Genomic DNA, 26,374 nt, shown 5'->3' with positions numbered 1-26,374 from the left:
ACGCTCTGGTATGCCCAATCGTTAGGAGTTACATCGGAGAATGGGTTAGCTGCGAATGCAGTTGTTACGCCAAGTACCGCTGTTGCTGCAAATACGGCTGCAAAACGTTTTTTCATTTGTAATTACCCCTTTCGGTAAAAAACAGAAAAATAATATACAATGATTCTGTTTAGTCCCTACTCGTTATCTTCCGATACTCAGTAATCTTAAATGGAGTGTCCAAGTTTCCTCACAAGTGATTTACATTTCTCAGTCAATAAGTTTCGTTTCTTCACTGAATCTACAGCTATAGTATCATACAAAAATCACTTTGTAAAGTTTTTTAAAACTCCCATGAGCATTACAGTTTCATTCTCAAAACAACAAAAAGACAGTCAACCCTTGAATTGACTGTCTTTTTTGAATAATGATTCACATCATATTCTCAAATAATTATTTTAAATTATTTTATTAACTAGGAAGAAAAATCGGTCAAATTTCCAATATTATATTCTGAAACTTTAACAAATAATTCTTTCTATTTCTCACCTATCTATTGGCAATTTGTATAAACTATCAACAAATCGATTAGAATTTATACTTTAATTCTGCACGGTAGTAATCACCTAAGTCATTACCCTGTTGATCTTCTGCATTAAATGCCCAGTAACCGGAAAGACCTACATTATCAGCTAATGCATAATCTACACTTGCCATCCATGCTTTATAATCGCTGTTATATGGCTGATTCCAAGTGGAGCTTACTACTGGAGAGTATTTACCTTCATCAAAGTATTGAACTTTAACGCCCCAAGTACCTTGTTTTTCAATATCGTAATCACCATAACCAATACCAGCTACCCATGCATCTTTATCATTACTTGCTACAGCACCTTTTTCATCAGAGAAGGTAGCATATTCACCACCAACCCAAACTTTGTCAAAGTTAAGGTCTAAGGAACCACCATAAATATCATTATCTAGGTTTTTATTACCGAAGGTATAGAAACCACCTAAAGTTGCATGTTCACCAAGTTTTGCTTTTGCTTGTAATAATGTAACAGTTGGATTTGTGTCACTGCTTTCATTTGCAAAATCATAACCAGTTGCATATTCACGGCCATTTTCAGCATTGTCAAATAGACCGCCTTCCATGAAGGAACCATAAGCAGCTGTCGCAGAGAAGTTACCGTTATCATACGTAATGCCAGCACCATCGAAAGTATCATCGTATACTAAACCATTACCAACTACTGCGCCGAAGCGACCAGCTACAGCTGTAGTATCTTTACCAAATTTGTGTGCTACATATACACGGTCAAATTCTACATCAGAGGAATTCTTAGCATCGCCAAATTCCATATCACCACTTGTTACGCGGATAACAGCAGATGTGTTATCGTTTACATTAGCATTGAATTGTACACGACCACGCATATCAAATAAAGATTTTTTATCTTGATTATCGGAGCTAATCATACCTTTTTTGTCTGACCCTTGATAACGAAGACGAGCATCACCAGTTACTTTTACATTACCAACTTTGTTTTCTAAGTTAGAAACGCGAACGCCTAAGTTATTTAATTCATCAGAGAATTCGTTAGCCAAACGATTAATCATTGCTTGCTGTTCTGCATTAGCACGAGATTCATTTGCCATAGCTTTTGCTACCATTTGAGCCATTTCGTAACGTGTAATGTTGTTTTGCCCTTTAAAAGTACCATCTGGATACCCGTTGATTACACCAGCAGCTGCCAATTGAGCTACACTTTGATATGCCCAATCATTAGGCGTTACATCAGAGAATGGATTAGCTGCAAATGCAGTAGTTACACCAAGTACAGCAGTTGCTGCGAATACGGCTGCAAAACGTTTTTTCATAATTAATTGCCCCTTTCGGAATGAAAACAATTTTCTAAAATGTTAGATTTGTTTAGATTCTGAAACAGACTAATTAGAGAATAATAATTTCGACTGGAGTGTCCAAGTTTCCTCACAATGTATTCTTATTAGTTCTTTTATCTCAGTTGTTTCGTTGTCTTAACCAACCTATGGACACATCTTACCAATGAAAACTAAAGTCAAAATGAAAGTACCAAAACTTCATTTAACTCATATAGAGACTGTTCTACAGCATATTATTTATCAGTTTTTCTAAACATCTTAAACCCTTTGTATTTACTGGATAGACGGCCAATTAACTTTTTATTTTATTACCCTACTCAGAAAACTCAAATTAAATTTTCAGTTTTCCAGTTTTCAGAAAACTCAATTTGAAACATGAGTTTTTCATGTAAAAAAGCCATTTTATGTGATGGTTTCATGAATACAAATGAAGACTGTGTTAAAATCAACTGTTTCCAATTCATCTCTCCCTTAGATAAAGACCTTATGTAGTGCAATTTTTTAACAATCTTAACCTATTTTGCTATTGTAAAGCCTATTCCATTCGACAAAATCCAAACAAAGGCTATAAATGATCATAAAAAAGGCTGTAACAAAACCAGAGAACATAATTCTATGGTCCGTTACAGCCCTAAAAACTTACTATTATTCTATTATATTATCCTTGCACAATTTCTTGCGCTATGGCTTACACTAAATCTTACACAATTGCCAAAGTATAATGACTCATATTACTGTAGCTAATTTTCTACTAGTTTGCTACTACTTTACATATCAGCCGCATCAATCCAAGTTTGTAGTTCTTCTTCTGCTGTTTCAATATCTTCATCAAAAGCACCACAAAGACTCGGATAACGACCTACTTCTATTGTATAAACAATGGCTTCATCCCGTGCATTACGGAATGTGCCTAACCAGATACCAGAAAATTGTGTTTCATACCACTCCACTGGTTGATCCGTTTCATTAAAGTTGATAGTAATGGAGCCACGACCTAATGTTTCCATCACTTCCACTTGTTCCTCCATAGTTAGCCCTGTCTTTTCAATGTAAATGGTGTGAGTTTCACCCGTTTCACGAAGATGTTTCAAAGCTAACTGAAGTTCTTTTAAAATAGCCTGTACATTGCCATAATGCTCTATCATTGTTTTGTTACCTCTGTTCTCTCAGTTACGTTAATTCCCCAAGCTTCTAGTTGCCGAATAATACGTTGTTTTACCTCAGGCAAAACTGCTTGTACTGTTTCAGTGGGTGTTAACCCAATATCTAAACTTTCAGGCTCTACACCAATTACAGTAGCATCTTCTAAAGGATTTTCCTGCAACGCACGAATTCGCAAAATATCTTGCATCCCTACTTCGTGAACAGAGATATTATCGGTAAAATACGCTTCTGTCTGTTGATGAGGAAATTCATAGATAGTCCCTGGCGCTTCACCACCATTGACAGCATCGACTAACAGAAGTTTTGTCATACCACGCATGTAACTCAATAGCTCCATGCCCATCGTACCACCATCAACAATATTAATTTCAGGCGTAAATGTATACTCTTGCTCCATTTCACGCACTACATGAACGCCTAGCCCTTCATCGCTGAGCAATATATTACCCACCCCTAAAAGGGTGATATTACTGTCGTTTACCATATAAATCCTCAATATCTTCTGGGTCTTCTGGGTAGAACTTCATACCAGAAACCATACTGGATACTTCACCAGACTCTTCCATTACATCTTCGCGGAACGCTAAATATACATGCGCAACAGTGAATAATAAGAAGAACCAAGCAATGTAATGATGGACGATATGAATATCATATTCGTTGAACATCAAATTAATAGGATTGAAAACAATGGCTAACCAACCATTTGGATTAATTTGCGAATACATAGCTAGGCCAGTACAAATTTCAAGAAACATCATGATGTACACCAATAAATAACTGGTACGTGCTAAGGAATTACGTAATACACGATGTTCCTCTTGGCGTGGCAACATCAAGTAATGCAAAAATGTTTGCTTAAGGCCTTGCCAATATAAACGGCTACGGAATTTAGGTAATAAACGATCCCCACGATAGCGAATCGCGCCATAAATACGGAATACAAAAGCAAAAATCAAAACAAAGGCAAATCCAAAATGGACACGACGAATCATTTCCATAGAAAACCAACTATTAATAGCTTCTGCTGGCTCACGCCCTACAAACATACTGAAACCTGGATCGCCAATATAAAGGCCTGTCCAAAATAGGAAAGTTACGCACAATACCATAGTCCAATGGAAAATACGCAACCACAGACTAAATACACGATACGGCTTTTTGTCCGGTTGTTCAAACATCTAAATCCCCCCTATTATTTGCACATAGCATCTGTATTAACGGAGATGATTTGTTCACCCTTCTTATTATACAAGTGCGTTGCACAAGCTAAACAAGGGTCAAAGGAGTGAATCCCTTTCAAAATTTCAAGTGGTTTATCAGCAATTTTAACCTTAGTATCAATCATATTCGCTTCGTAAGCACCATGCTCATTGGCAATTGTCTTAGGACAAGCATTCCAAGTTGTTGGTACGATACATTGATAATTGCTTGTTTTACCATCTTTAATATCACACCAATGGCCTAAACCACCACGAGGAGCATCAACTAAACCAACGCCTTTAGCTTCTTTTGGCCAAGTATTTGGATCAAAGTTCTTTGTATTGGCAACAACTGTATCGCCGCCTTTAATATTTGTCACTAATTTGTTAAAGAAATATTGACTCATATTAGCAGCCACTTGTGCATCTAAGCAACGACAAGCCGTACGGCCAACAGTACTACACATCCAAACATGAGCAGGTACACCGAGTACAGAAGACACCGTATCAATTTGTTTTACAATCATCTGCTCTGCCCAAGTAGGATTGCTAATAATACCTTGTTTTACTTTGGTATAAACAACAATATATTTAGCTAATGGACCAACTTCACAAGCTTTACCTTTAAAGGTTGGGGATTTAATCCAAGAATATTTCTTCGTTTCATCAAGGTATTCCCAATGCTCTTTAGTGCCTGTTTTAGGACCTGTATAATTTGGTTTTGTAATCCCTTCTGATGGATGAATCGTTTTCTTGCCATCTGGATATTCATACCAAGAATGTTCAACTTCTTCTGACAAGAAGTCTGGATTCATAAGGTCTTCCCCTTCAAGCGGAAGGAATTTAGCTTTATCTACACCAAGGCCAAAATCTTCAACTACACCATTAGCACGTACTAAGCATTTTTTGAAATAGTCACCATTTTTAATACCTGTATATGGTTCATCTGGATAATCGCCATAAGCTAATACACGTTTCTTGGATAAACCGCCTCCATCAACCATACCTGCTTTAGCATAAATCTGGCCAATAGCTAATACATCTGGTAAGTAGAAATAGTTAACTAAATCTTTAGCTAAGGCAATAGATTCATCGACTACGGCTAACCTAGCTGAGTTAACTGGTGCATTCATATCGTCCATAGAAATAGAACAAGGCATACCACCTACGATGTAATGTGGATGTGGGTTTTTACCCCCAAATACAACATGAGGCGTAACAATATCACGCTGTTTATCTAAGATATTTAAATAATGAGCTACCCCCATTAAATGAACTTCTGGTGGCAACAACTGATAATCAGGATGATCCCACCACTGAGCAGCAAAAATACCTAATTGTCCACTTTCAACAATTTTTTTAACTTTCCCTTGAATGGCTGCATAATAAGTCGCATTGCCTTTTGGGAACTCCTTAGGATAAGCAGACGTAGTAGACTGTGTTTCTGCAGGTTCAAGACCACTTAAATTATATGTTTTAAGCACCGTTTCTTGAAGCGCAGCTGTTTTAGCAGGATCAGCTTTTAAGGCTTCCACTGGGCTTACCCAGTCAAGGGCATGCAAGTGATAAAAATGCACAATATGGTCATGGGCATCTAAACAACTATGCATAATATTACGAATGTAATTCGCATTTTTAGGAATTTCAATAGCCAAAGCATCTTCCACAGCACGCAAAGAAGCTAGAGCATGCGTCGAGGTACATACACCACAAATACGTTGTACAAAGGCCCATACATCACGAGGATCACGGTCTTTGGCAACTAATTCGATACCACGCCAAGCTGTACCACTGGATAACGCGTCTTCTACTTTCCCTGTTGCTTCATCAACATTCACTTCTACTCGTAAATGACCTTCAATACGAGTAATCGGATCTACAACTACACGTTTCATTAGTGGCTACCTCCTTCATTCTTTGCCTGTTCTTCGGCCGCTTTCTTAGCATCAAGTTCTGCTTGATACTTTTTCTCTAACTGAATCGTATCATATTTATGTTTAGCCAAGGTTACCCCACCATGTGCGACAACTGCACCAAAAGCAGTTAAGCCTGCAATGGTACCAATTGTGTCAGCTGTAGTAATCGTATTAGCCACTTGAACTTGCGGCAACCGTTGATGGAAGTTGTCATTATCCCAGAAGCCTTTTTCACTACAACCAATACAACCTGAACCAGATTGAATTGGATAGGATAAACCGTTCCACCACCGTAAATTACCACAAGAGTTGTAAGTTACTGGCCCACGGCAACCCATTTTATATAGACACCAACCAGCTTTAGCACCTTCGTCATCAAATTTTTCCACAAAAAGACCAGAGTCAAAGAATGGACGACGATAGCATGTATCATGAATACGATTACCATAGAACTGTTTTGGACGTCCTTCCACATCAAGCGGTGGGATTTCACCAAATAGAGCATAGTGCATAATTACACCAGTCATAACTTCTGGTATTGGTGGACATCCAGGCACTTTAATAATTTTCTTACCTGAAATTACGCTGGAAACGGAAACAGTATTTGTAGGGTTTGGCTTCGCAGCCTGTACACCACCCCAAGCAGCACAAGACCCATATTCAATAATAAAGGCTACACCCTCAGCACATTCTTTAAGTACATCAACGAATGGACGACCACCTACCATACAATAGGTTCCATTGTCATCTAGTGGCACCCCACCTTCGACAGCCAACACATATTGACCTTTCTTTTCTGTCAATATTTTGTGTAAATGTGCTTCAAATGGAGCCCCAGCTGCTGCTGCCAAAGTATCATCATATTCTAGAGCAATCATATTCAAAACCACATCAGAAGCAAATGGTGATGTGGAACGAATAAAGGATTCGTCACAACCAGTGCACTCATGACCATGCAACCAAATTACGGTTGGCAACTCTTTCGTATCTGCTGCATCAACAACTTTATTCAATAATGTTGGTGGTAGGCCTAAAATGGCGGTCAAAGCCACACAAGTTTTCATAAATGTGCGGCGGCTGAGTTTACGTTCCTGGAATAATTTCCACAGACTATTTGTCTTTTCTTTCACAGGTGGACCCCCCTTGCTTGCAATAACTTTACTGTCCGTTTTTAAACATTTTAAAATTTTTTATCAAATAGTATTGATAGTATAGCACTTTCCGATTCTAATTTCTATAGAATTTTTCATAGAATACAACAATACTATTGAAAGTTAACTATAAGAGCTACAATTCTATTTAATAATTGAACGAATTAAGCCTTCTACTACTGGCGCTGGTTTGTACCCGGCAATACGATCTTTTTCTTTGCCATTTTTAAAACAAATCAATGTAGGGATGCCTTGAATATTGTATTTTAAAGCTACCTCTTTAAGAGCTTCCACATCAACAGTTACTACATCAAGATCATCTTTCATATCTTCGGCTAATTTTTCAATTTCAGGATTCATCAATTCGCAAGGTTTGCACCAGGTAGCCCAAAAATCAGCTACCACAACTTTCGAAGATTCTTTTAAAATGGTCTCCAAAGCTTCTAAACTTTCAATTTTTGTTACTGCCATTACTAATTCCTCCTTATACCTTATCCTCTTTGTATAGTTTTAATTGTATGCTTCTGGCGACAATGTTTAGTCAAAAAATAGTCTTTTCTATTTGATAATGACTAGACAAAATAAAACCGCCCCAAGGAGCGGTTTTAAGCAAGCAATCAATAAGCCGAGTTCTGTTCTGCTTGCGCAGTGGTGATTATCTTTCTAGGCCTATAGTTGCCTATAGGCTCAAGCGGCACAACCCGAAAGGTAGGCGGGCCACCCTTATCCCTTTCCTATTCGGCCTTGCTCCGGATGGGGTTTACCGAGCCAATACATTACTGCATTGCTGGTGCGCTCTTACCGACACCGTTCCACCCTTACCGCTAAAGCGGCGGTTTACTTTTCTGTGGCACTATTCCCTATGGTCTCCCACGCCGGACGTTATCCGGCATCCTGCCCTGCGGAGCTCGGACTTTCCTCGAACTTACGCTCGCAATCACCTTTCATACTTGCTACTTAAAGTCTAGCAGATACACCGATGAAGGTCAATTATCTTTTTCTCAAAATTAATATAAACAGATAGCACATCTAAAGTTATCGATTAAGCAAAGAAAAAGTCACTTTGCTTTTCACTAATATGAACTGCAACAGTAGTAATATCTTGTTCTCGCAATTTCATATCAATATGAGCCGCTAACAATGATGATGCTCCTACTTCAGTACCAAAATGTCCTACATCTGCCACTAACAAACCTAATTCTTTAGCCAGTTGCATATCATGATATTTCACATCACCAGTTACATATGCCTGAGCGCCTGCCTTAGCCGCTGCTTTAATAAACTCTGCCCCTGAACCGGTGCAAAGTGCTACTTTAGTAATCTGAGGTACTTTAGCTCCGCCAAAACGTGGCCGCCCCTGTGGGAAAACAACTTTAATTAATTCAATAAAATCTTCTAAGCTAAGAGTATCACCTAATTCACCAATTCGCCCGATGGTTTCTACCTTAACTGGTTCAGCTAATTTGTATACTTCATATGCCACTTCTTCATAGGGATGAGCCTCTTTCATGGCTTGAATGACGCCCTGAAGCTTAGCGCTAGGAACAATCGTTTCCAAACGATCTTCAGTTACTTTAGCAATTTCACCAACGGTGCCAATGTAAGGATCAGCCCCTTCTAGCGGCAAGAATGTGCCAGTGCCTTCACTCCTAAACGTACAATGGCTATAATTTCCAATATGCCCAGCACCAGCATCCCCCATCGCTTTTAATACTGCCTCAGTATGAGTTGTTGGTACAAACGAAACTACTTTATAGACACTATTCTCATGAACCACTTCTAAGCCCTTCACATGGCCTAAACCAATTTGAGCCGCCGCTAAATCATTTAAACCACCTGACGCTACATCTAGATTAGTATGCGCACTATACACAGCAATATTATGCCGAATTAGCTTCCATACTAAGCGTCCTAAAGCCGTTTCATCGGTCACTTGCTTTAAGCCCTTAAAAATAAGCGGGTGATGACTGACAATCAAATTACAGCCTTTTGCGATAGCTTCCTCAACGACCTCATCAGTAACATCAAGCGCCGTTAAAATGCTAGTAACTGCAGTTTTCTGTTGTCCTACCATGAGACCTACATTATCCCAACTTTCAGCTAAATGCTTAGGAGCTAATTGTTCTACAATATGACCAATTTGTTGTATCGTAACTATGCCTTGTAGATTGTCTGCTACTGTAGTTTGTACATTCACTTCGTCTAATATTTCACTCATAGTAAGGCCTCCAATTCTGCAATTTCTTTCTCCAACATCTTATATTTTTCTGTATTTGCTAGCTCAACTGACATACTTTGCAAAGCCGTTCGCCGTAAATGAATAAGTCGCTCTATATACTTTCCCCACAAAGAGGGGCGTTCCTGAGCCAATAAAGCCCCTACTGACCAAAGTAAGGAATCAGAAGATAAATTAGCGTACACATTCTCCATTCCTAGTTCTATATGATTTACATATTGAGGTAATCGCTCCAATTTAATAGCCAATAGGGCTTGATATAATTTCCCCATATCTTCTACTAAAATTTCTTTTGCAATAATATAACCCTTTTTTACTAAAAACTGCCGCAATTCTGCTTGTCCATTTTGAGGCTGCAACACATAGAAGTCTAATAGCTCTGGGCCTACTTCAATGATGTCTCGCATAAGAAAACCACCCATGCCACAAATCACAGCTCCTTGTAATTCACCCGTTTGAGTCACTTGTAAACCATCACCTAAGCGACAATCAACAACCTGTGTTAACCCCTGTTCTTTTACGTAGGCTTTAGCTGACTCTAAAGGCCCCTTGTGCACATCACCAGCAATAACTCGTTCAGCACGGCGCCGCTGTATTAATTCAACTGCTAAATAGCCATGATCTGTACCAATATCAGCAATTGCTTTAGCTTTAGGAATTAGCGTAAATACCGCTTCTAATCGGTTTGTTAATTTTTTAGTTGTCACAAATACTCCTTTGTATAATTGAACTTTATATACGCCATACTACTTTATATACCTATGAGGTTATAAAGATTATTATATCTCATACTAAATACTGCATTCTTTACTGTATCTATTGTAACATATTTACTAAGTAACCTAAAAAACCGCTTACACAACAATTGTTGTATAAGCGGTTTATTGTTAGAAAATGGTGGGCCCACCTGGGTTCGAACCAGGGACCGACCGGTTATGAGCCGGTTGCTCTACCCCTGAGCTATAGGCCCATAGGGAAATACCTCAGTATTCCACCAAATTATTATACACAAAATAACTTCTTGTCGTCAATGAGATTATAAGAAGTCTTTAATTTTGTCTCGTTTCCCTCGATTGCGAAGCTTTGTTAGCGCCTTTCCTTCAATCTGACGGATACGTTCACGAGTAACATTAAAATGTTGACCTACTTCTTCCAAAGTACGTGGTTTGCCATCTTTTAAACCAAAGCGCAACACCAATACTTGTTGTTCACGTTCAGTTAAGCAAGAGAACACGTCTTCAATCTGTTCTTTCAATAAAATATAACTAGCTGCATCATCAGGAGCAATAGCGTCTTGGTCTTCAATGAAATCACCTAAATGCGAATCTTCTTCTTCCCCAATTGGTGTTTCCAAAGATACAGGCTCTTGTGCAATTTTTTGGATTTCACGAACGCGTTCTACACTAATGCCCATGCCTTCTGCGATTTCTTCTGGCAATGGCTCGCGCCCTTTATCTTGTAATAATTGACGAGAAATACGAATCAATTTATTAATTGTTTCTACCATGTGTACTGGGATACGAATAGTACGTGCCTGGTCTGCAATGGCACGGGTAATCGCCTGACGAATCCACCATGTAGCATAAGTAGAAAACTTATACCCTTTGGTATAGTCAAATTTATCAACCGCTTTAATTAGACCCAAATTACCTTCTTGTATTAAATCCAAGAATAGCATACCACGCCCTACATAACGCTTAGCAATACTAACTACCAAACGCAAGTTAGCATCAATTAATTTCTGTTTTGCTTTTTCACCAGTTCGCATTTCTTTATACGAAGCATCTTCTTTAGCACCGGCTTCGATTTGTTGCGCTAATAAAATTTCTTCATCAGCAGACAACAATGGTACACGACCAATTTCTTTTAAGTACATGCGAACAGGGTCATCAATATTAACCCCTTCTGGAATGCTAAGATCTAAAGTAACCTCTTTAGCTTCTCGTACTTCATCATTTTCTTCTTCATCTTCAATAATATCATCGTCATCATCAGCTACTTCTACATCATCTGTGATAACTTCAATGTTACTTTTTTGTAATACTTCATACATATCATCTAGCTGTTCTGCCGTAAGCTCTACTTCTTCATGAAGAGCATCTGTAATTTCTTTACTGGTCAATGCTCCTGATTTACGTCCTTTTGCTAGTAATTGTTCTATGATTTCTTCTAACCGCGATTTAGTTTGCTTCTTAGCCACAATGCTCTTCCTTTCCTTCATAGTTGATCAAGTCCACTCCTTGATTAATGCCTGCAAATCTTGACAAACCTTTAATTCTTCAATAAACCGAGTATCTCCTGCCCGATTTAACTGATCTGCTAACACACTATGCGTTTTATACTGTTCTCGTAATGACTTCAAGCGCACTGCGCGTATATAGCCATCCAATTGTGCTTCATTAAAGTTCGTTTCACCTATAACCATCAGGCGACCGTAAGCACTTCTTTCTTCATCAGTAAGCATTTCCTCCAACGCAACATCTTGTAACGCCCCTGACTTACTGAGAAGTTCTCCTGCTTTTTTAAATAAAGCTTGATACAAAGGATTGGTTATATCCTCTAACGGTAAGTAGGCATGAACTCGTTGCCAAGCTAACGGATCTGTTATCGCTATGGCTACCAGTCTATCTTCTTCCCCTATAGTCGCTACCGATACAGTAGTATCAGTAGTTGACTGTGGCAATGTAACATCACCTTTTCCTAAGTACTGCCTAAACATACGATAAATCGTACTATTATCAAGCCATAATGGCAATGCCAACGCCTTTAGATAGTTCTCCCGTTCTATCTGATTGTTGGTAGCGCTAATTAATGGAAATACTTCTTCTAAAATCGCTTCTTTACCACTCGCCGAATTACTATCATGACTTATCAAAGCACTGTTCAAGTAAAATTCAAATGGTGAAACTGCCTTCGCTACCAATTCTAAAAAGGCTTCTGGCCCATGATTGCGCACATAATCATCTGGATCTTTGCCATCGGGCATAGCCACCACACGCACTTTAAATTCCGTATCTTGTAATAGCTCAATAGCTCGACGCGCTGCTTTCTGCCCAGCATTATCCATATCGTAGGCTAATACAATTTCTTCAGCTTGACGAATCAATAATCGCCCCTGATCCTTTGTATATGCCGTCCCCAATGACGCTACTACATTAGTAACGCCACAATTATGAGCACCTATAACATCCATATACCCTTCTACTAAAATGACCTGTTTTTTCTCCCGAATAGTTCGGTACGCTTTGTCAAAAGCAAAGAGCATATGACCCTTATTAAATAATTCATATTCTGGTGAGTTTAAATATTTAGGTGTACTATCATCTAGTACACGACCACCAAAGGCAACAACTCGACCTTTGCCGTCACAAATAGGAAACATAACACGATTACGAAAATAATCATATAGTTTTCCTGATTCATTTCTACGGCATAGCCCACATTCAACTAATAAGCTGTCATCAATGCCTCGTTCATGAAACGCTCGATATAATCTATCCCAACTATTGGGCGCAAAGCCGAGCTGAAATCGTTCAATAGTTTCTTCGGATAAACCACGCTTTTGAAGATATGCTAGCCCTGGCTTTCCCATCTCCGTTTTTGTCAAACAGTTATGAAAAAATGTGGCAGCCAATGCATTTACTTCATATAATTTATCCCGATGTTCTTTTCGCGCTAATTCCGCCTTAGTCAAATTCTTTTCTGGCAAAGCAATACCTGCCCGATTAGCTAATTGTTCTAAGGCCTCAGGAAAAGACACCCCATTATACTTCATTAAAAAACTTATTGAATTACCTGTTTCATGACATCCAAAGCAATAAAAAAAGCCCTTTTCTGGGTTCACACTAAAAGAAGGGGTCTTTTCATTATGAAAGGGACAACATCCCCAATAATTCTTACCCTTCTTCTTCAGCGTCATGTGCTCAGAAATCACTGACACAATATCATTTGCGTCTTTTATTTGTTCAATTAATTCAGCATCAAAGTGTCGACTCATCTCTTCACATCCCATAAATAAACTTCTCTGCTTATATATTTCTACAAAGGATATTATTTCTCCTGCTATGTCAAGAAGATTTTTTTCAATATCTTTATTTTTAATCTGCAAAATTTTTATGCTAATTTCGCAATTATAAAGAAATTTGCACTTTATTTGATTATATCCTGATGTTATTCACACGGAAATCTATTGTACTTCTTTTTACTATTAAATTGCAAGATATAAAAAAAGACTACAATTGTCCATCTCCTTATGACGTTTGCCATAGAGTTTTCAATTGTAGTCTCTAAACTACTCGTTGTATTCAATTTGTTATATATCACATAGTTATACACTGCAATATATAGTTTATTGTTGAATTCATGCTCAATAGCTACTTGTATATAAACGGCAACTATTATTTAGCATAATCTACGACTCTAGTTTCACGAATGATTACTACTTTAATCTGACCTGGATATTCTAATTCAGATTCAATACGTTTAACCATATCGCGTACTAATAGAGTAGCTTCTGCTTCACCCACTTTATCTGGTTTAACCATTACGCGGATTTCGCGACCAGCTTGAATAGCAAAACATTTTTCAACACCATCAAAGGACTCGGCAATTTCCTCTAATTTAGTCAAACGTTTTAAGTAGTTTTCAAGCGTTTCACGACGTGCCCCAGGGCGTGCTGCTGAAATTGCATCAGCCGCTGCCACCAAGACAGCTTCAACAGATTTAAATTCTTCATCCCCATGATGAGCACCAATACAATTTTGTACCAATACACTTTCATGGTATTTTTTAGCCACATCTACACCAATCTGTACATGAGACCCTTCCATTTCATGGTCAAGTGCTTTCCCTAAGTCATGAAGTAAACCGCCTCGTTTAGCTAATGTTACATCGCAACCTAGTTCAGCTGCCATCATACCAGCTAAATGAGCCACTTCAATAGAATGTTTCAACACGTTTTGACCATAACTTGTACGGTATTTCAAACGACCTAAAATTCGAATGATTTCAGGATGTAAGCCATGTACATCGGCTTCAAAGGTAGCCTGCTCACCAGCATCTTTAATAACTTGGTCAACCTCTTTACGAGCTTTACCAACCATTTCTTCAATGCGGGCTGGATGAATACGACCATCCACAATTAGTTTTTCAAGCGCAATACGCGCTACCTCACGACGAATTGGATCAAATCCAGAGAGGATAACTGCTTCAGGGGTATCATCAATGATTAGATCTATACCTGTTAAGGTTTCTAGGGCACGAATATTACGGCCTTCACGACCGATAATTCGCCCTTTCATTTCATCATTTGGAAGAGCTACTACGGATACCGTAGACTCTGCAACATGGTCTGCAGCACAACGCTGAATAGCGGCTGCAATAATTTCGCGGGCATTCTTTTCCGCATCTTCCTTCGCCTGTTGTTCTAAATCTTTAACAAGGACCGCCGTTTCATGACGAATCTCTTGCTCTACATTGGAAAGTAAAATTCCTTTTGCTTCCTCAAATGTCATGCCAGAAATACGTTCTAATTCTGCCATCTGCTGATCGTACAATGCTTCTGTACGCTCTTTTAAAGCTTTTGCTTCTTGTTCTTTTCGATGCAACGCATCTTCTTTCTTTTCTAATGATTCTAATTTACCATCAAGATGTTCTTCTTTTTGAAGAATACGTCGTTCTAAACGTTGTAATTCATTGCGTCGATCTCGGTTTTCTTTTTCTGCTTCACCACGAAGTTTATGAATTTCTTCCTTAGCTTCTACTAAGGCTTCCTTTTTCTTTGACTCAGCCTCGCGTTCTGCATCGGCAATAATTCGCGCTGATTCTATCTCAGCTTGCTTCAGCTTACCTTCAGCAATATTCTTACGCATCATGTAACCAACACCAAGACCGATGAGCACCATTACAACTGCAATAATGCTATACTCTAAAATAAGATTCACCTCCTCATTATAAAAGTGAGAAGCCCACCTAGGCTTCTCCCAGATTGCCGTCTATTTCATATACATTTGAAAATTGCCCACTACTGTGAGACTACTATAATTGTAGTCGGTCATGAAAAGACTGTCAAGAAAAACTCTATATAGACTATTCATAGTGAGCTACTTGTTCACAGATACTTCGGATTGTTCCTAAACCAAATCCACGATTTTTCAAAAAATTCATAACTTTTTTCTGATTTAACCGCTCTTCTTCTGGCCAACCTTCTTCATACCAAATTGGTTCACTTATGGCAGTAGGGCTTAAAAAATGGCGTATTACCAACCTTAACGCAGGTTCTAATTCATTATACTGACCTAATTCACTACCTACTGTTAACCCCCGCTGAAACATCTTATTGCGTATATATTGCACGCTATATTTAGCTTCAGCCATATAGAATTGTAATACATCATGCGCCAAGCGCTCGTCATTAATATAATCTAATTCTTCCAATCTTTCTAATACTATATTAATTAATTCATGAGTAACGCCTTTACGCTGTAATTTTTGCGTCAATTCTAAACGACTCAAAAAACGAGGAGCTAAGAAGCGCATAGCTTGGTCCATAGCGGTACTTTCAGTATATTCTGTATCACTTTTTTTAAATGCCATATATGCGCTACCTTTCCTCTACCTCACATTATTATAGTATGCTAATTTTTATATTAGTCTTCCGTCAATTCTTCCCCTACTACATCAAATGATTCTGGTTCTGCCATTAATGTATCACGCACAATCTTGTCGATTTCTTGCGCAATTTCAGGATGAGTACGTAAATAATCTTTAGCCGCTTCCTTACCTTGCCCCATACGTTCATCATTGTAAGAATACCAGGCACCGGATTTTTTAATGATTTCCATGTTTGTACCAATATCAATCAAAGTACCTTCATAAGATACACCAGTACCATACATTAAATCAAATTCAGCCGTTTTAAATGGAGGAGCTACCTTATTTTTTACAACTTTAACTTTTGTACGACTACCAACGTTTTCATTATTTTGTTTAATCACTTCCCCTTTGCGCACATCAAGGCGGATTGTGGAGTAGAACTTCAATGCACGGCCCCCTGTAGTTGTTTCAGGATTACCAAACATGATGCCTACTTTTTCACGCAACTGGTTAATAAACACAACTACAGTGCGCGATTTACTAATAATCCCTGTTAATTTACGAAGGGCTTTACTCATTAAACGTGCTTGTAAACCTACATGAGCATCACCCATTTCGCCTTCAATTTCAGCCTTTGGTACTAGAGCCGCAACGGAGTCAACTACAATAATATCTACCGCACCACTGCGCACTAAGGATTCAGTAATTTCTAACGCTTGTTCCCCATTATCTGGCTGAGATACTAATAAATTATTAATATCAACCCCTAAATGACGAGCATATACTGGATCTAAGGCATGTTCCGCATCAATAAACGCAGCAATGCCGCCACCCTTTTGAGCCTCTGCAATAGCATGCAAAGCAACTGTCGTTTTACCAGAGGATTCAGGCCCATAAATTTCAATAACACGACCTCTTGGGAAGCCACCAACGCCAACAGCTAAATCAATAGCCAAACAGCCTGTTGAAATAACTTCTACATTCATGCGGTCAGTTATATCCCCAAGACGCATAATGGCGCCCTTGCCATAATCTTTTTCTATCTTCTTCAACGCATTATCTAAGGCTTGTTCTCTACCGTCCATGATTGTTCCTTTCTTGACCGCTTACGGTCTTTACACTATATATCCTTGTACTAGATAAATATATAAAATCTATTTAAATTGAATGACTCATCAAATGTTATAAGATACTTTATAGCAAGTATCTCGCCAAATTACTTGAGCCACTCAAACTAAATCAATACGAGTAACATAACTTACGCTTTACCAGTAATCGCCCGATATAAATAATATAACGCTCGTTCTGCTGTGCTTTCACGAATACTATCACGATCACCAATAAATTCATTCTTATAAGCCACTGTGCCATTAGGTCCTGCAATACCAATATAAACTAACCCTACTGGCTTAGTTGGCGTTGCTCCACCAGGACCCGCAATCCCTGTTGTAGATACACCATAAGTTGTACCAAGTAAGGTCCGTACCCCTATAGCCATGGACTTAGCCACTTCTTCACTGACTGCACCAAATTCATCCAATTCAACTTGAGGTACCCCCAGTACTTTATGCTTTACTTCATTAGAATAGGATATTACCCCACCTTGCACATAGGCACTACTACCAGGTAATTCGGTCAACCGTTTACCTACCAAACCACCAGTACAAGATTCAGCCGTTCCTACAGTAGCCCCCATAGCTAATAAAGCATCCGTTACAAGTTCTAACATAGACTTTTCTAAGCGGCGCCCTAAGGCATCACCTAAACGATCTTGCAAAATCCCATCCCAAGGTGCTAGTAAAGCTTCTGCTTCCTGTGATGTAGCTGCACTCGCTGTAATTCGTAATTCAATATAACCATTTTTAATTAAAAAGGCTATTGTTGGGTTTTGTTGTGCTTTTACCAAATCCATTAAGGCCGCTTCTAGGGCTAATTCACGCATGCCATATACAGCATACCGATGCGACAGTACAACGCCTTGACCACCAAATTGGCGTTCTAAATAAGGCCGTACCGATTCATTAAATACAGCCTTCATTTCAGCTGGTGGGCCTGGTAATAAAATAAAGGTAGTGCCTTCTGATTGCACGGCTACACCTGGCGCTACACCACGACTATTAGCCAAAGCTACACTATTAACTGGTAGTAGCATTTCGCGCCGACTGGGCTCTGGCATATCCCAGCCTTTATTTCTAAAAAATTCTTTCACAAATTGTTCAGCCTCTGGGTTAAGTTCTAATTCAACCCCAATCGCCTTTGCCAAAACCGGCCGAGTAATATCACCTTGCGTAGGGCCTAAACCACCGGTACAAACTACAACATCAGCCCGTTTAGCAGCAGCTTTAAAAGCCTCTTCCATACGAGCCGGATTATCACCAATTGTTGTTTGAAACGCTACCGTATAACCTAATTTATTAAGTTCCTGCGCTAACCAAGCTACATTCGTATTAATAGTATCACCCAGTAATAGTTCAGAGCCTGTGGAAATCAATTCTACAATCATACCTGGCCTCGATTCTTTTAAAATGCCCTTGAATCTGTTTATTACCTATTCAGACTATCCTTAGGCGTTTATTGTTTTATGCTTCGCTTCGCACTTCAGCTACTACATCGTAAGAAAAACCCTGTACGACTGTAACTGGTACAATATCGCCAACGGCTAAGCCTTCACAATCTTCAATATACATGTTGCCATCTACATCAGGTGCTTGGCACTCCAAACGGCCTTTAGCTAAGGTATGACCTTGTTCATCTTCGCTAATTTCTTCAATAATAGCTTCATGAGCCGTACCTTCTAGATTGCGATTGTTCTCTTCAGAAATAGCAGCTTGAATTGACATCAACGTATGATAGCGCTCTTCCTTTACTTCTTCTGCTACTTGATCAACCATAGCTCCAGCTGGGGTACCATCCTCTTGTGAGTAAGTAAATACACCCATATTATCAAAGGCCACCTCTTTTACAAACTCGCAAAGTTCTTCAAATTGCTCATCTGTTTCACCAGGAAAGCCTACTATTAACGATGTACGTAATGTCACATGACTAGCTGTATTACGAACCTTTGCCAATAATTTCACAATATCAGCTTTACGATCCTTACGGTTCATACGACGTAAAATATCATCATTAATATGTTGTAATGGCAAATCAATATAATTGCAAATCTTTGGTTCTCGCACAATAATATCAAGTAATTCATCAGTAAAATATTTAGGATATAAATACAGTAAACGATACCATTGAATGCCCTCTACCTTCACTAATTCTTCCAATAATTCAACCAGCATCGGTTTGCCATTATTCAAATCAGCACCATAGCTCGTAGTATCTTGTGCAATAAGATTAATTTCTTTAACCCCCATAGCAGCTAATCGTTCTACTTCCTCTACAATGGACTCAATAGTACGACTGCGGTACGAACCACGTACCTTAGGAATGATACAGAAAGTACAGCCATTGTCACAGCCTTCTGCAATTTTTACATATGCACTATAGGTTGGCGTAGTCTGCATGCGAGGCATTCGTTCATTGTAAATATTAGTGATGGAATCCATTATACAAATACGCTTACCTTCATCAATAGCAGCAATGGCTTCCATAATGCGATTCCAAGAACCTGTGCCAATTAAAGCATCAATTTCAGGAATTTCCGCAAATAATTCTTCTTGATACTGCTGACTTAAACAACCGGCCACAACTAAACCTCGACAAGCCCCAAATTGCTTAAATTCACTCATTTCAAGAATTGTATTTACCGATTCCTGCTTTGCCTTTTCTATAAAAGTACAAGTATTAACAATAATAATTTCAGCCTCATCTAAAGCTTCTGTAATCTCATAGCCATTATCCTTTAGTACACCTAGCATAATCTCAGTATCTACCAAGTTTTTAGCACAGCCTAAACTCACATAGCCTAACTTCTTACTCATTATATATCCTTTCTAAAACGCACTTGACTAATCCATTTATTTAACAATACTTTTTTGCCATCTTCGGTGTAACCACCTTCAGTATTCCATAAAGCCAATTCACGGCCTAATGAATCCACTGGTTTAGGAAGTTCTGGGTTAGTATATACATAGTAAAATCCATTATCATCTAATAATTGTGCTACTTGTTTAGACAGTAACCACTTAACTAAGCGAGTCGCTTCTTCCTCATTACTTACGCTTTGCAACATGCCTACCCCTGTTAAATAATAGGGCGTACCATCAGCAGGAAAAATAATTTTTACTGGGTATTTGTGCTTCGCATATTGTAAGCCATCCGAATAGTTACCAATTCCTAAATCAGTTTCTCCAAGAGCCGCTAAGCGCACTGGTGTTGATAAAAATTTAGCATATTGCACGACATGAGGCTTCAATTCTACAAAATACTGTAATCCTTTTTCTTCCCCATCCATTTCAACAAAGCTATACAAAATATTCGCTGCACTACGAGACGCCACAAAGTCAGTCATAATAACAGCCCAGTCACCAGGTAAAACTAAAGACTGCCAAGCTGTTACATAACGTCCCATACGATTATAAAAGGCTTCACTTTGCGCAAATATTACGGGGTCATACCAAGTACCAACCCAAAGGGCATCATTATTTTTAAATCGATCTGAAATTTCATCGACCCCTTCGGTTAAAACGGGTTTCAATTGATGATACTTAACGCCAATGTCTAAATTATCACGCGTAGTCAACACAAGATCACCTTTTTGATCAGAAATAGGCAAGGTCATACGTGTTGCCATCTGTTCTTCAGTGAGCGGTAACATCCGTAAGCGCACATGATATTGCATTTCATATTGCTGAGCCAATAAGGTTGTCAAATTTGTAGGCAAATCGGAATAAATTGTCAATTCTGCCTTGACGGGAATGGCGGTCCGCTCTTTCTGTTTATTCTGTTCAATATGCGCCCCAATGCCAAAGACAATCAATACAAAAACAATGAGTAACGCAATAGGCCAAAATCGTTTCATCCGTTTACCTGCCTCCATTATGACATATTAAGGACGACGTTTTCTAGCAAAATCACTACGTTTCGTCCCCTTACTTATACTAATTTCGCCACGGCCGTTCCTCTTTGCCTTACCCTGTGACCGGCCTGCAACACTACTATTATTAGTCTTATTTTTACTCTTACTAGCGCCCGATGTATGACTTTTACCTTTGGCAATGCTTGTATTACTTTTGCCTTTGGCCATACTTTTAATTGGTCTTGGTGGAATCAAACAATGTGGCCCAAAGCCAATCAAATCGGTCCGACCAGCCTTTACCAATGCTTCCTGTACCAATTTATAGTTATCAGGATTCTTATACTGCATCAACGCTCGTTGCATCGCCTTATCACGGCCATTCTTAGCCACATATACCGCTTCACCAGTTAGTGGATGAATCCCTGTATAATACATAGCCGTAGACAAGCTACCTGGAGTAGGAATAAAGTCCTGAACCTGTTCTGGTGTCATTCCTTGGTCACGTAAAAACTCAGCTAATTCGATAGCATCGTCTAACGTACAGCCAGGATGAGAGCTCATAAAATAAGGAACTAAAAATTGTTTTTTCCCCAACTGTTGATTCGCTGTTTCAAACCAATTTTTAAATTTTAAAAAGGTTCCTTTATCAGCCTTCCCCATGATTTCCGTAACTCGTTCCGATACATGTTCTGGCGCCACTTTTAGTTGCCCACTTACGTGATGCTCACATAATTCTTTCACAAATTGACGATTATTATCTTCTAACACATAGTCATAGCGCAAACCAGAACGTACAAATACTTTTTTAACACCTTTTAACTTACGTAATTTGCGAAGTATCGCTAAATAATCATCATGACTTGTATCTAACCGTTCACAAGCATGTGGTGCGGCACAATTCTTGCCTGGGCAAGCCCCTAAGGTACTCTGCTTTTGACAGGCTGCATGACGAAAATTAGCCGTAGGCCCCCCCACATCATGAATATAGCCTTTAAAATCTGGCATAGCAATCATTCGTTCCGCTTCAGCTAGCAAAGACTCATGACTACGGTTCTGAATAATACGCCCTTGATGACTCGTAATGGCACAAAAAGAACAGCTACCAAAACAACCGCGATGACTCACTAAACTAAATTGAACTTCACTTAATGCAGGCACGCCACCTTTAGCATCGTAACGAGGATGCCAACGACGTGAAAACGGAAGATTATACACTTCATCCATTTCAGCTTGTGTTAATGGCAATGCAGGACTATTTTGTACTACATAACGATCGCCATGACGTTGTACTACGGTTTTACCAATAAATGGATCTTGCTCTAAATATTGTTGCCGAAAAGCTTCAGCGAATTGCTTTTTATCAGCCTTGACCATTTCATAGGAAGGGCATTCCACAACCTTGCCGGTTGGTATTTCTTTCGCCATATAACAAATGCCCTTAATCTCAGGCAAAGCATCTTGTAACCGTTCCGTATCTAAGGCTTTGGCAATTTCTAAAATCTGCTTTTCACCCATGCCATAAATAAGTACATCTGCCTTGCTATCCGTCAAGATAGAGCGACGTACTGTATCAGACCAATAGTCATAATGAGCAAAACGCCGCAGACTAGCCTCAATGCCACCAATCACAACGGGCACATCACGAAATGCTTCGCGCATACGATTAGCATAGACTAAGGTAGCTCGATCGGGGCGATGACCACTCTCACCACCTGGCGAATAATCATCATTATGACGATATTTCTTCGCTGCCGTGAACTTGTTGAGCATAGAGTCTAAATTGCCCGCCGTTACTAGCGAGGCCAAGCGTGGTTTACCTAGCACTTTGAAGGCTTCTACATCATTCCAATCAGGCTGTGCAATGAGCCCTACACGATAGCCATGATGTTCTAACAATCGACCAATCACACTACCGGAAAAGGAAGGATGATCCACGTAAGCATCACCAGTGATAAGAACAAAATCAAGTTCTGCCCAACCTCGTTCGTCCATCTCCGCTCGTTCTGTAATTAAAAAGTCGCTCACTACACATATCTCCTTGAAGTATTAATAATCAACTTAGATTTATACAAAAAATAACCAACCTAAAAATACAATAATGCAGAAGGTAATAATTGCTACCGCTAGTCGCTCTTGTGCCAATGTTTTCTGTCGTCGTTGCTGTCTTGACGTATAGCTCAATCGCTTCGACTGTGGTACTACCTTATCAACTTCTCGCTCAACTTCTTCGTGAGGCGCTAATTTTCGTGGTTTCATGCGCCGTAAAGGCACCCCTAAAGGTTCTCCAATTAAGCTTTTATAGCGATCAATCATGCGGTGCCGTTCGAGGCCCAGCAAATCTGCATAATTGCCAATAAAGCCCTTCACATACACATCGCCAGGGATAATTTTATAATTATCCTCTTCAATAGCTTCTAAATAAGCCCCTCGTATATGAAGTACCTGTTCAACATCTTTAATGGTTAGCCCCCGCCGATTTCGTTCTCGCCGTAGCTCTTCCCCAATTGTAGACAAGGTCTACCTCCTTATTTTGAAAAATATGTCTCTTGAACGGCTTCCCAAGACATCAATATATCCCTTGGTTTACTGCCATTAGCAGGACCAATAATACGCTTTTCTTCCATCGTATCAATTAAGCGCGCCGCTCTTGAATACCCAATTCTGAAACGACGTTGCAACATCGATGTAGAAGCCTGCCCCATACTAATAACAAGTTCTACTGCACGTTCTAATAATTCATCTTGTTCTTCTTCCATACTGTCGCATTCTTCAACAGTGTCTTTTTCTACTTCTTCTACAATAGATTCATCATACTCTGGGCGTCCTTGTTGTTTAACAAACGCTACTAATTCCTCTACTTCTTCATCAGAAATAAAGGCCCCTTGAATACGAATTGGCTTATTGGCCCCAATAGGATTAAAGAGCATATCCCCTTTACCTAGGAGTTTTTCAGCCCCCGCCATATCAAGAATAGTACGGGAATCTATTTGTGTTGCTACTGCAAAGGAAATACGACTCGGTACATTGGCCTTAATAGTCCCCGTAATGACATTAACTGATGGACGCTGCGTAGCCAATACCATATGAATCCCCGCTGCCCGGGCTTTAGCCGCTAGGCGATTAATCGCTTCTTCTACATCAGGCGCAGTCATCATTAAATCAGCTAATTCGTCAATAATGATTAAAATAAGTGGCATGGCCTTATCAGGGAATCGCTCATTAAAACCACTAATATTACGCACGCCATTTTCAGACATAGCTAAGTAACGGGCTTCCATCTCACGCACTGCCCAGCGCAATACGGCTGCCGCTTTTTTCATATCTGTTACAACTGGTACCTTCAAATGAGGAATGCCATTATAAACTGACAATTCCACCATCTTAGGGTCTACTAGAATAAGCTGTACTTCACTTGGTTTGCGACTAAATAAAATACTGGAAATCAAAGTGTTAACACATACCGATTTACCAGAACCTGTAGAGCCGGCCACTAACAAATGTGGCATTTTAGCTAAGTCAGTAATAATAGCCTCACCAGCAATATCTTTACCAAGGCCTACTGGAATGCCCCCACGGGCTTTTTGGAATTTCTCCGCTTCTAATACATCCCGTAAATGAACGGCTGTTACGTTTTTATTAGGCACTTCAATCCCCACAGCAGACTTGCCTGGAATTGGTGCTTCAATACGAATATCTATAGCAGCTAGTGCCATTTTTAAATCATCAGATAAATTTAAAATTCGGCTTACTTTTGTACCTGGCGCTGGTTCTAACTCATAGCGCGTAACAGTCGGTCCTTGTGTCGCATTCACAACATGAGCTGTAACACCAAAACTTTTCAAAGTTTCTTCTAACACGGATACATTATGAGTAACCTCTTGCCCTGTTACAAGATTAACGGTGCCTTTAGAAAGCATGGATAAAGAAGGAAAACGATACGGTACTTCAATACGCCGTGGTTTAGGCGCCCCATCTACAGTCACCGCCACTGCAGCTGTATCTGCTTCAGTCCCTTCCATCGTTGGCACTGGCTGTAATTTAACTGAACTAGTCACCGCAGCTACTTCTGAAGATTTTTCAACCACCTCAGACGTTGCGCTATCTAATTCACTACTCCCCAATACCTCTGTTTTAAATTCTGGGTTGGATTCTGATTTGAATTCTGATTCAGTTTCTGGCTCAAGTTCTCGCTCAGATTCGGGTTCTGCTTCGTCAGCTACCATTACAGGTTTAGGAGCTTCTGTTTCAAACGAACGAGCTGTCCGGCCCTGTAAAAATGGTGGCACTTCTAATTCGTCTTCGTCCTCATCCTCTATATGCTCATACTTTTCTTCGTTAGGTACTAACACTTCTTTAATTTGCTGTGAATCCACGGAGGATTCAATAGATTGGCTTTCTTCCTCTGGCTCAGCTTCTAGCAAAGCTTTTGCTTCCGCTTTAGCGTCTGCCGATACTTGCGCTGCATTAGCAATTACCTCTGCAGCGGCGCTCTTAGTAAATCGATCATCTTTTTCCTGATTATAGGCACGCCGTCTTTTTGCTTGTTGCTCTTTCCATTCCGTATAACGTTCTTTCGCTTGATGCACTGTTTCTTCAGTAATATTACGGGCAAACTCCAAGCCTACATCGGTTTTTTCTTTCGCCTTATGTAAACCTGTTCGCAAGGAAATTTGATAAATTAACAATAACAGGCCCAAAATAACTACAACAGCTACTACAATAGCCCCTACATTGCCTAGTAAAGTACGTAGTAACACCGCAATAAGTCCACCAACTACGCCTCCTTGGGTGGCAATTTTGGTCGTTAACAACTCCTGCCCTGGATCTGCGGATAATAAAGTAATAACAGTAATGCCAAATATATAAACTAAGGATAATAAAATCCCCCGTTTAGTAAACGAAAAACCTTCATCAGCGTATAGAATACGCCATCCTACATAGCCCACATAAAGACATGGGATAACGCCACCAAAACCAAAGCCATATTTAAAAATACCAGCTACTACATCAACGACGGATCCTGACGTAATATTGAACATCCCTAAAAATGCTACAAAAGCAAAGAGCATAATAAAAAGCCCTCTTACTTCTTTACGAATTTTAAGCCCTTTATTTACGGCTTCTTTATTTGTTGTGCGTGAAGCACTGGTAGCTTTACGCTTCGTAGTTTTACGTGGCGTAGCCTTCGCCCGCTCCTTTTGTTCTGCCATAATCTATGTGTACACCTCAACCTTGTAATCAAATGTTAAAACTATATACCT

Annotated in this window: 21 protein-coding genes, 1 tRNA gene and 1 other RNA gene; all 23 read right to left on the bottom strand. The window is 39.4% G+C overall.

Annotated features, from left to right (window positions below; translation table 11 throughout):
• Window positions 1-567 precede the first annotated feature (567 nt).
• A complete protein-coding gene (locus NFR27_RS08650) occupies window positions 568-1,860 on the bottom strand; it encodes an S-layer homology domain-containing protein (RefSeq protein ID WP_251441176.1) in 1,293 nt (430 codons plus the stop codon).
• Window positions 1,861-2,210: 350 nt separating this feature from the next.
• A complete protein-coding gene (locus NFR27_RS08645) occupies window positions 2,211-2,348 on the bottom strand; it encodes a hypothetical protein (RefSeq protein WP_251441178.1) in 138 nt (45 codons plus the stop codon).
• Window positions 2,349-2,651: 303 nt separating this feature from the next.
• Window positions 2,652-3,029, bottom strand: a complete 378-nt coding sequence (locus NFR27_RS08640) for a hydrogenase expression/formation protein (RefSeq protein ID WP_251441180.1) — start codon at window positions 3,027-3,029, stop codon at window positions 2,652-2,654.
• Window positions 3,026-3,532, bottom strand: coding sequence for a HyaD/HybD family hydrogenase maturation endopeptidase (locus NFR27_RS08635; protein WP_251441183.1), 507 nt, complete (start codon window positions 3,530-3,532; stop codon window positions 3,026-3,028). The genes NFR27_RS08640 and NFR27_RS08635 overlap by 4 nt, the downstream gene beginning before the upstream one ends.
• On the bottom strand, window positions 3,516-4,229 hold the full coding sequence (gene cybH, locus NFR27_RS08630) for a Ni/Fe-hydrogenase, b-type cytochrome subunit (protein ID WP_251441186.1): 714 nt from the start codon (window positions 4,227-4,229) through the stop codon (window positions 3,516-3,518). The genes NFR27_RS08635 and cybH overlap by 17 nt, the downstream gene beginning before the upstream one ends.
• Before the next feature lie 14 nt (window positions 4,230-4,243).
• Window positions 4,244-6,145, bottom strand: a complete 1,902-nt coding sequence (locus NFR27_RS08625; RefSeq protein WP_251441187.1) for a nickel-dependent hydrogenase large subunit — start codon at window positions 6,143-6,145, stop codon at window positions 4,244-4,246.
• On the bottom strand, window positions 6,145-7,296 hold the full coding sequence (locus NFR27_RS08620; protein ID WP_251441190.1) for a hydrogenase small subunit: 1,152 nt from the start codon (window positions 7,294-7,296) through the stop codon (window positions 6,145-6,147). Before NFR27_RS08620 ends, NFR27_RS08625 begins: the two co-directional genes overlap by 1 nt.
• 165 nt (window positions 7,297-7,461) lie before the next feature.
• Window positions 7,462-7,788 carry a thioredoxin gene (gene trxA, locus NFR27_RS08615; protein ID WP_251441192.1) on the bottom strand — a complete coding sequence of 109 codons (327 nt, stop codon included), beginning with the start codon at window positions 7,786-7,788 and terminating at the stop codon, window positions 7,462-7,464.
• 134 nt (window positions 7,789-7,922) lie between these two features.
• An RNA gene (rnpB, locus tag NFR27_RS08610) (RNase P RNA component class A) lies at window positions 7,923-8,271 on the bottom strand.
• 88 nt (window positions 8,272-8,359) lie between these two features.
• Complete coding sequence (locus NFR27_RS08605; protein ID WP_371875176.1) at window positions 8,360-9,475, bottom strand: Nif3-like dinuclear metal center hexameric protein; 1,116 nt, start codon at window positions 9,473-9,475, stop codon at window positions 8,360-8,362.
• Between the two features lie 56 nt (window positions 9,476-9,531).
• Window positions 9,532-10,260, bottom strand: coding sequence for a tRNA (adenine(22)-N(1))-methyltransferase (locus tag NFR27_RS08600; RefSeq protein ID WP_251441196.1), 729 nt, complete (start codon window positions 10,258-10,260; stop codon window positions 9,532-9,534).
• Between the two features lie 188 nt (window positions 10,261-10,448).
• A tRNA-Ile gene (locus tag NFR27_RS08595) sits at window positions 10,449-10,523 on the bottom strand.
• Window positions 10,524-10,589: 66 nt separating this feature from the next.
• Window positions 10,590-11,753, bottom strand: a complete 1,164-nt coding sequence (gene rpoD / locus NFR27_RS08590; protein WP_251441198.1) for an RNA polymerase sigma factor RpoD — start codon at window positions 11,751-11,753, stop codon at window positions 10,590-10,592.
• Between the two features lie 27 nt (window positions 11,754-11,780).
• The gene (gene dnaG, locus NFR27_RS08585; RefSeq protein ID WP_251441200.1) at window positions 11,781-13,550 is read right to left on the bottom strand and encodes a DNA primase; all 1,770 of its coding nucleotides are present in this window, start codon (window positions 13,548-13,550) and stop codon (window positions 11,781-11,783) included.
• 400 nt (window positions 13,551-13,950) lie between these two features.
• Entirely contained in the window at window positions 13,951-15,495 is a 1,545-nt protein-coding gene (gene rny / locus NFR27_RS08580) for a ribonuclease Y (RefSeq protein ID WP_277612551.1), read from the bottom strand.
• 145 nt (window positions 15,496-15,640) lie between these two features.
• On the bottom strand, window positions 15,641-16,147 hold the full coding sequence (locus tag NFR27_RS08575) for a regulatory protein RecX (RefSeq protein WP_251441202.1): 507 nt from the start codon (window positions 16,145-16,147) through the stop codon (window positions 15,641-15,643).
• Window positions 16,148-16,200: 53 nt separating this feature from the next.
• Window positions 16,201-17,232 (bottom strand): recombinase RecA, encoded by a 1,032-nt coding sequence (gene recA, locus NFR27_RS08570; protein WP_251441205.1) that lies wholly within the window; start codon window positions 17,230-17,232, stop codon window positions 16,201-16,203.
• Window positions 17,233-17,405: 173 nt separating this feature from the next.
• On the bottom strand, window positions 17,406-18,650 hold the full coding sequence (locus tag NFR27_RS08565; RefSeq protein ID WP_251441206.1) for a competence/damage-inducible protein A: 1,245 nt from the start codon (window positions 18,648-18,650) through the stop codon (window positions 17,406-17,408).
• 76 nt (window positions 18,651-18,726) lie between these two features.
• Entirely contained in the window at window positions 18,727-20,076 is a 1,350-nt protein-coding gene (gene rimO / locus NFR27_RS08560; protein WP_251441209.1) for a 30S ribosomal protein S12 methylthiotransferase RimO, read from the bottom strand.
• Entirely contained in the window at window positions 20,076-21,116 is a 1,041-nt protein-coding gene (locus NFR27_RS08555) for an extracellular solute-binding protein (RefSeq protein WP_251441211.1), read from the bottom strand. The genes rimO and NFR27_RS08555 overlap by 1 nt, the downstream gene beginning before the upstream one ends.
• A 27-nt stretch (window positions 21,117-21,143) precedes the next feature.
• Window positions 21,144-23,138: a YgiQ family radical SAM protein gene (locus NFR27_RS08550; RefSeq protein ID WP_251454986.1), complete on the bottom strand. Its 1,995-nt coding sequence runs from the start codon at window positions 23,136-23,138 to the stop codon at window positions 21,144-21,146.
• Between the two features lie 39 nt (window positions 23,139-23,177).
• A complete protein-coding gene (locus tag NFR27_RS08545) occupies window positions 23,178-23,627 on the bottom strand; it encodes a helix-turn-helix domain-containing protein (protein ID WP_251441217.1) in 450 nt (149 codons plus the stop codon).
• Window positions 23,628-23,638: 11 nt separating this feature from the next.
• Window positions 23,639-26,323, bottom strand: coding sequence for an FtsK/SpoIIIE family DNA translocase (locus tag NFR27_RS08540; RefSeq protein WP_251441219.1), 2,685 nt, complete (start codon window positions 26,321-26,323; stop codon window positions 23,639-23,641).
• Between the last annotated feature and the right edge of the window lie 51 nt (window positions 26,324-26,374).

The sequence above is a fragment of the Veillonella intestinalis genome, assembly GCF_943192895.1.
GTDB classification, from domain to species: Bacteria; Bacillota; Negativicutes; order Veillonellales; family Veillonellaceae; genus Veillonella_A; species Veillonella_A intestinalis.
The sequence above is the reverse complement of the archived record's forward strand: the minus strand, read 5'-3'. Positions and strand labels throughout refer to the sequence as shown.

Excerpts from the sequence above, each read along its gene's own strand:
- NFR27_RS08645 (WP_251441178.1), bottom strand. The coding sequence starts at position 2,348 with ATGAATTGGAAACAGTTGATTTTAACACAGTCTTCATTTGTATTCATG.
- NFR27_RS08565 (WP_251441206.1), bottom strand. The coding sequence starts at position 18,650 with ATGATTGTAGAATTGATTTCCACAGGCTCTGAACTATTACTGGGTGAT.
- cybH (WP_251441186.1), bottom strand. The coding sequence starts at position 4,229 with ATGTTTGAACAACCGGACAAAAAGCCGTATCGTGTATTTAGTCTGTGG.
- dnaG (WP_251441200.1), bottom strand. The coding sequence starts at position 13,550 with ATGAGTCGACACTTTGATGCTGAATTAATTGAACAAATAAAAGACGCA.
- NFR27_RS08650 (WP_251441176.1), bottom strand. The coding sequence starts at position 1,860 with ATGAAAAAACGTTTTGCAGCCGTATTCGCAGCAACTGCTGTACTTGGT.
- NFR27_RS08575 (WP_251441202.1), bottom strand. The coding sequence starts at position 16,147 with ATGGCATTTAAAAAAAGTGATACAGAATATACTGAAAGTACCGCTATG.
- NFR27_RS08540 (WP_251441219.1), bottom strand. The coding sequence starts at position 26,323 with ATGGCAGAACAAAAGGAGCGGGCGAAGGCTACGCCACGTAAAACTACG.
- rimO (WP_251441209.1), bottom strand. The coding sequence starts at position 20,076 with ATGAGTAAGAAGTTAGGCTATGTGAGTTTAGGCTGTGCTAAAAACTTG.
- NFR27_RS08625 (WP_251441187.1), bottom strand. The coding sequence starts at position 6,145 with ATGAAACGTGTAGTTGTAGATCCGATTACTCGTATTGAAGGTCATTTA.
- recA (WP_251441205.1), bottom strand. The coding sequence starts at position 17,232 with ATGGACGGTAGAGAACAAGCCTTAGATAATGCGTTGAAGAAGATAGAA.
- NFR27_RS08640 (WP_251441180.1), bottom strand. The coding sequence starts at position 3,029 with ATGATAGAGCATTATGGCAATGTACAGGCTATTTTAAAAGAACTTCAG.
- NFR27_RS08635 (WP_251441183.1), bottom strand. The coding sequence starts at position 3,532 with ATGGTAAACGACAGTAATATCACCCTTTTAGGGGTGGGTAATATATTG.
- NFR27_RS08555 (WP_251441211.1), bottom strand. The coding sequence starts at position 21,116 with ATGAAACGATTTTGGCCTATTGCGTTACTCATTGTTTTTGTATTGATT.
- trxA (WP_251441192.1), bottom strand. The coding sequence starts at position 7,788 with ATGGCAGTAACAAAAATTGAAAGTTTAGAAGCTTTGGAGACCATTTTA.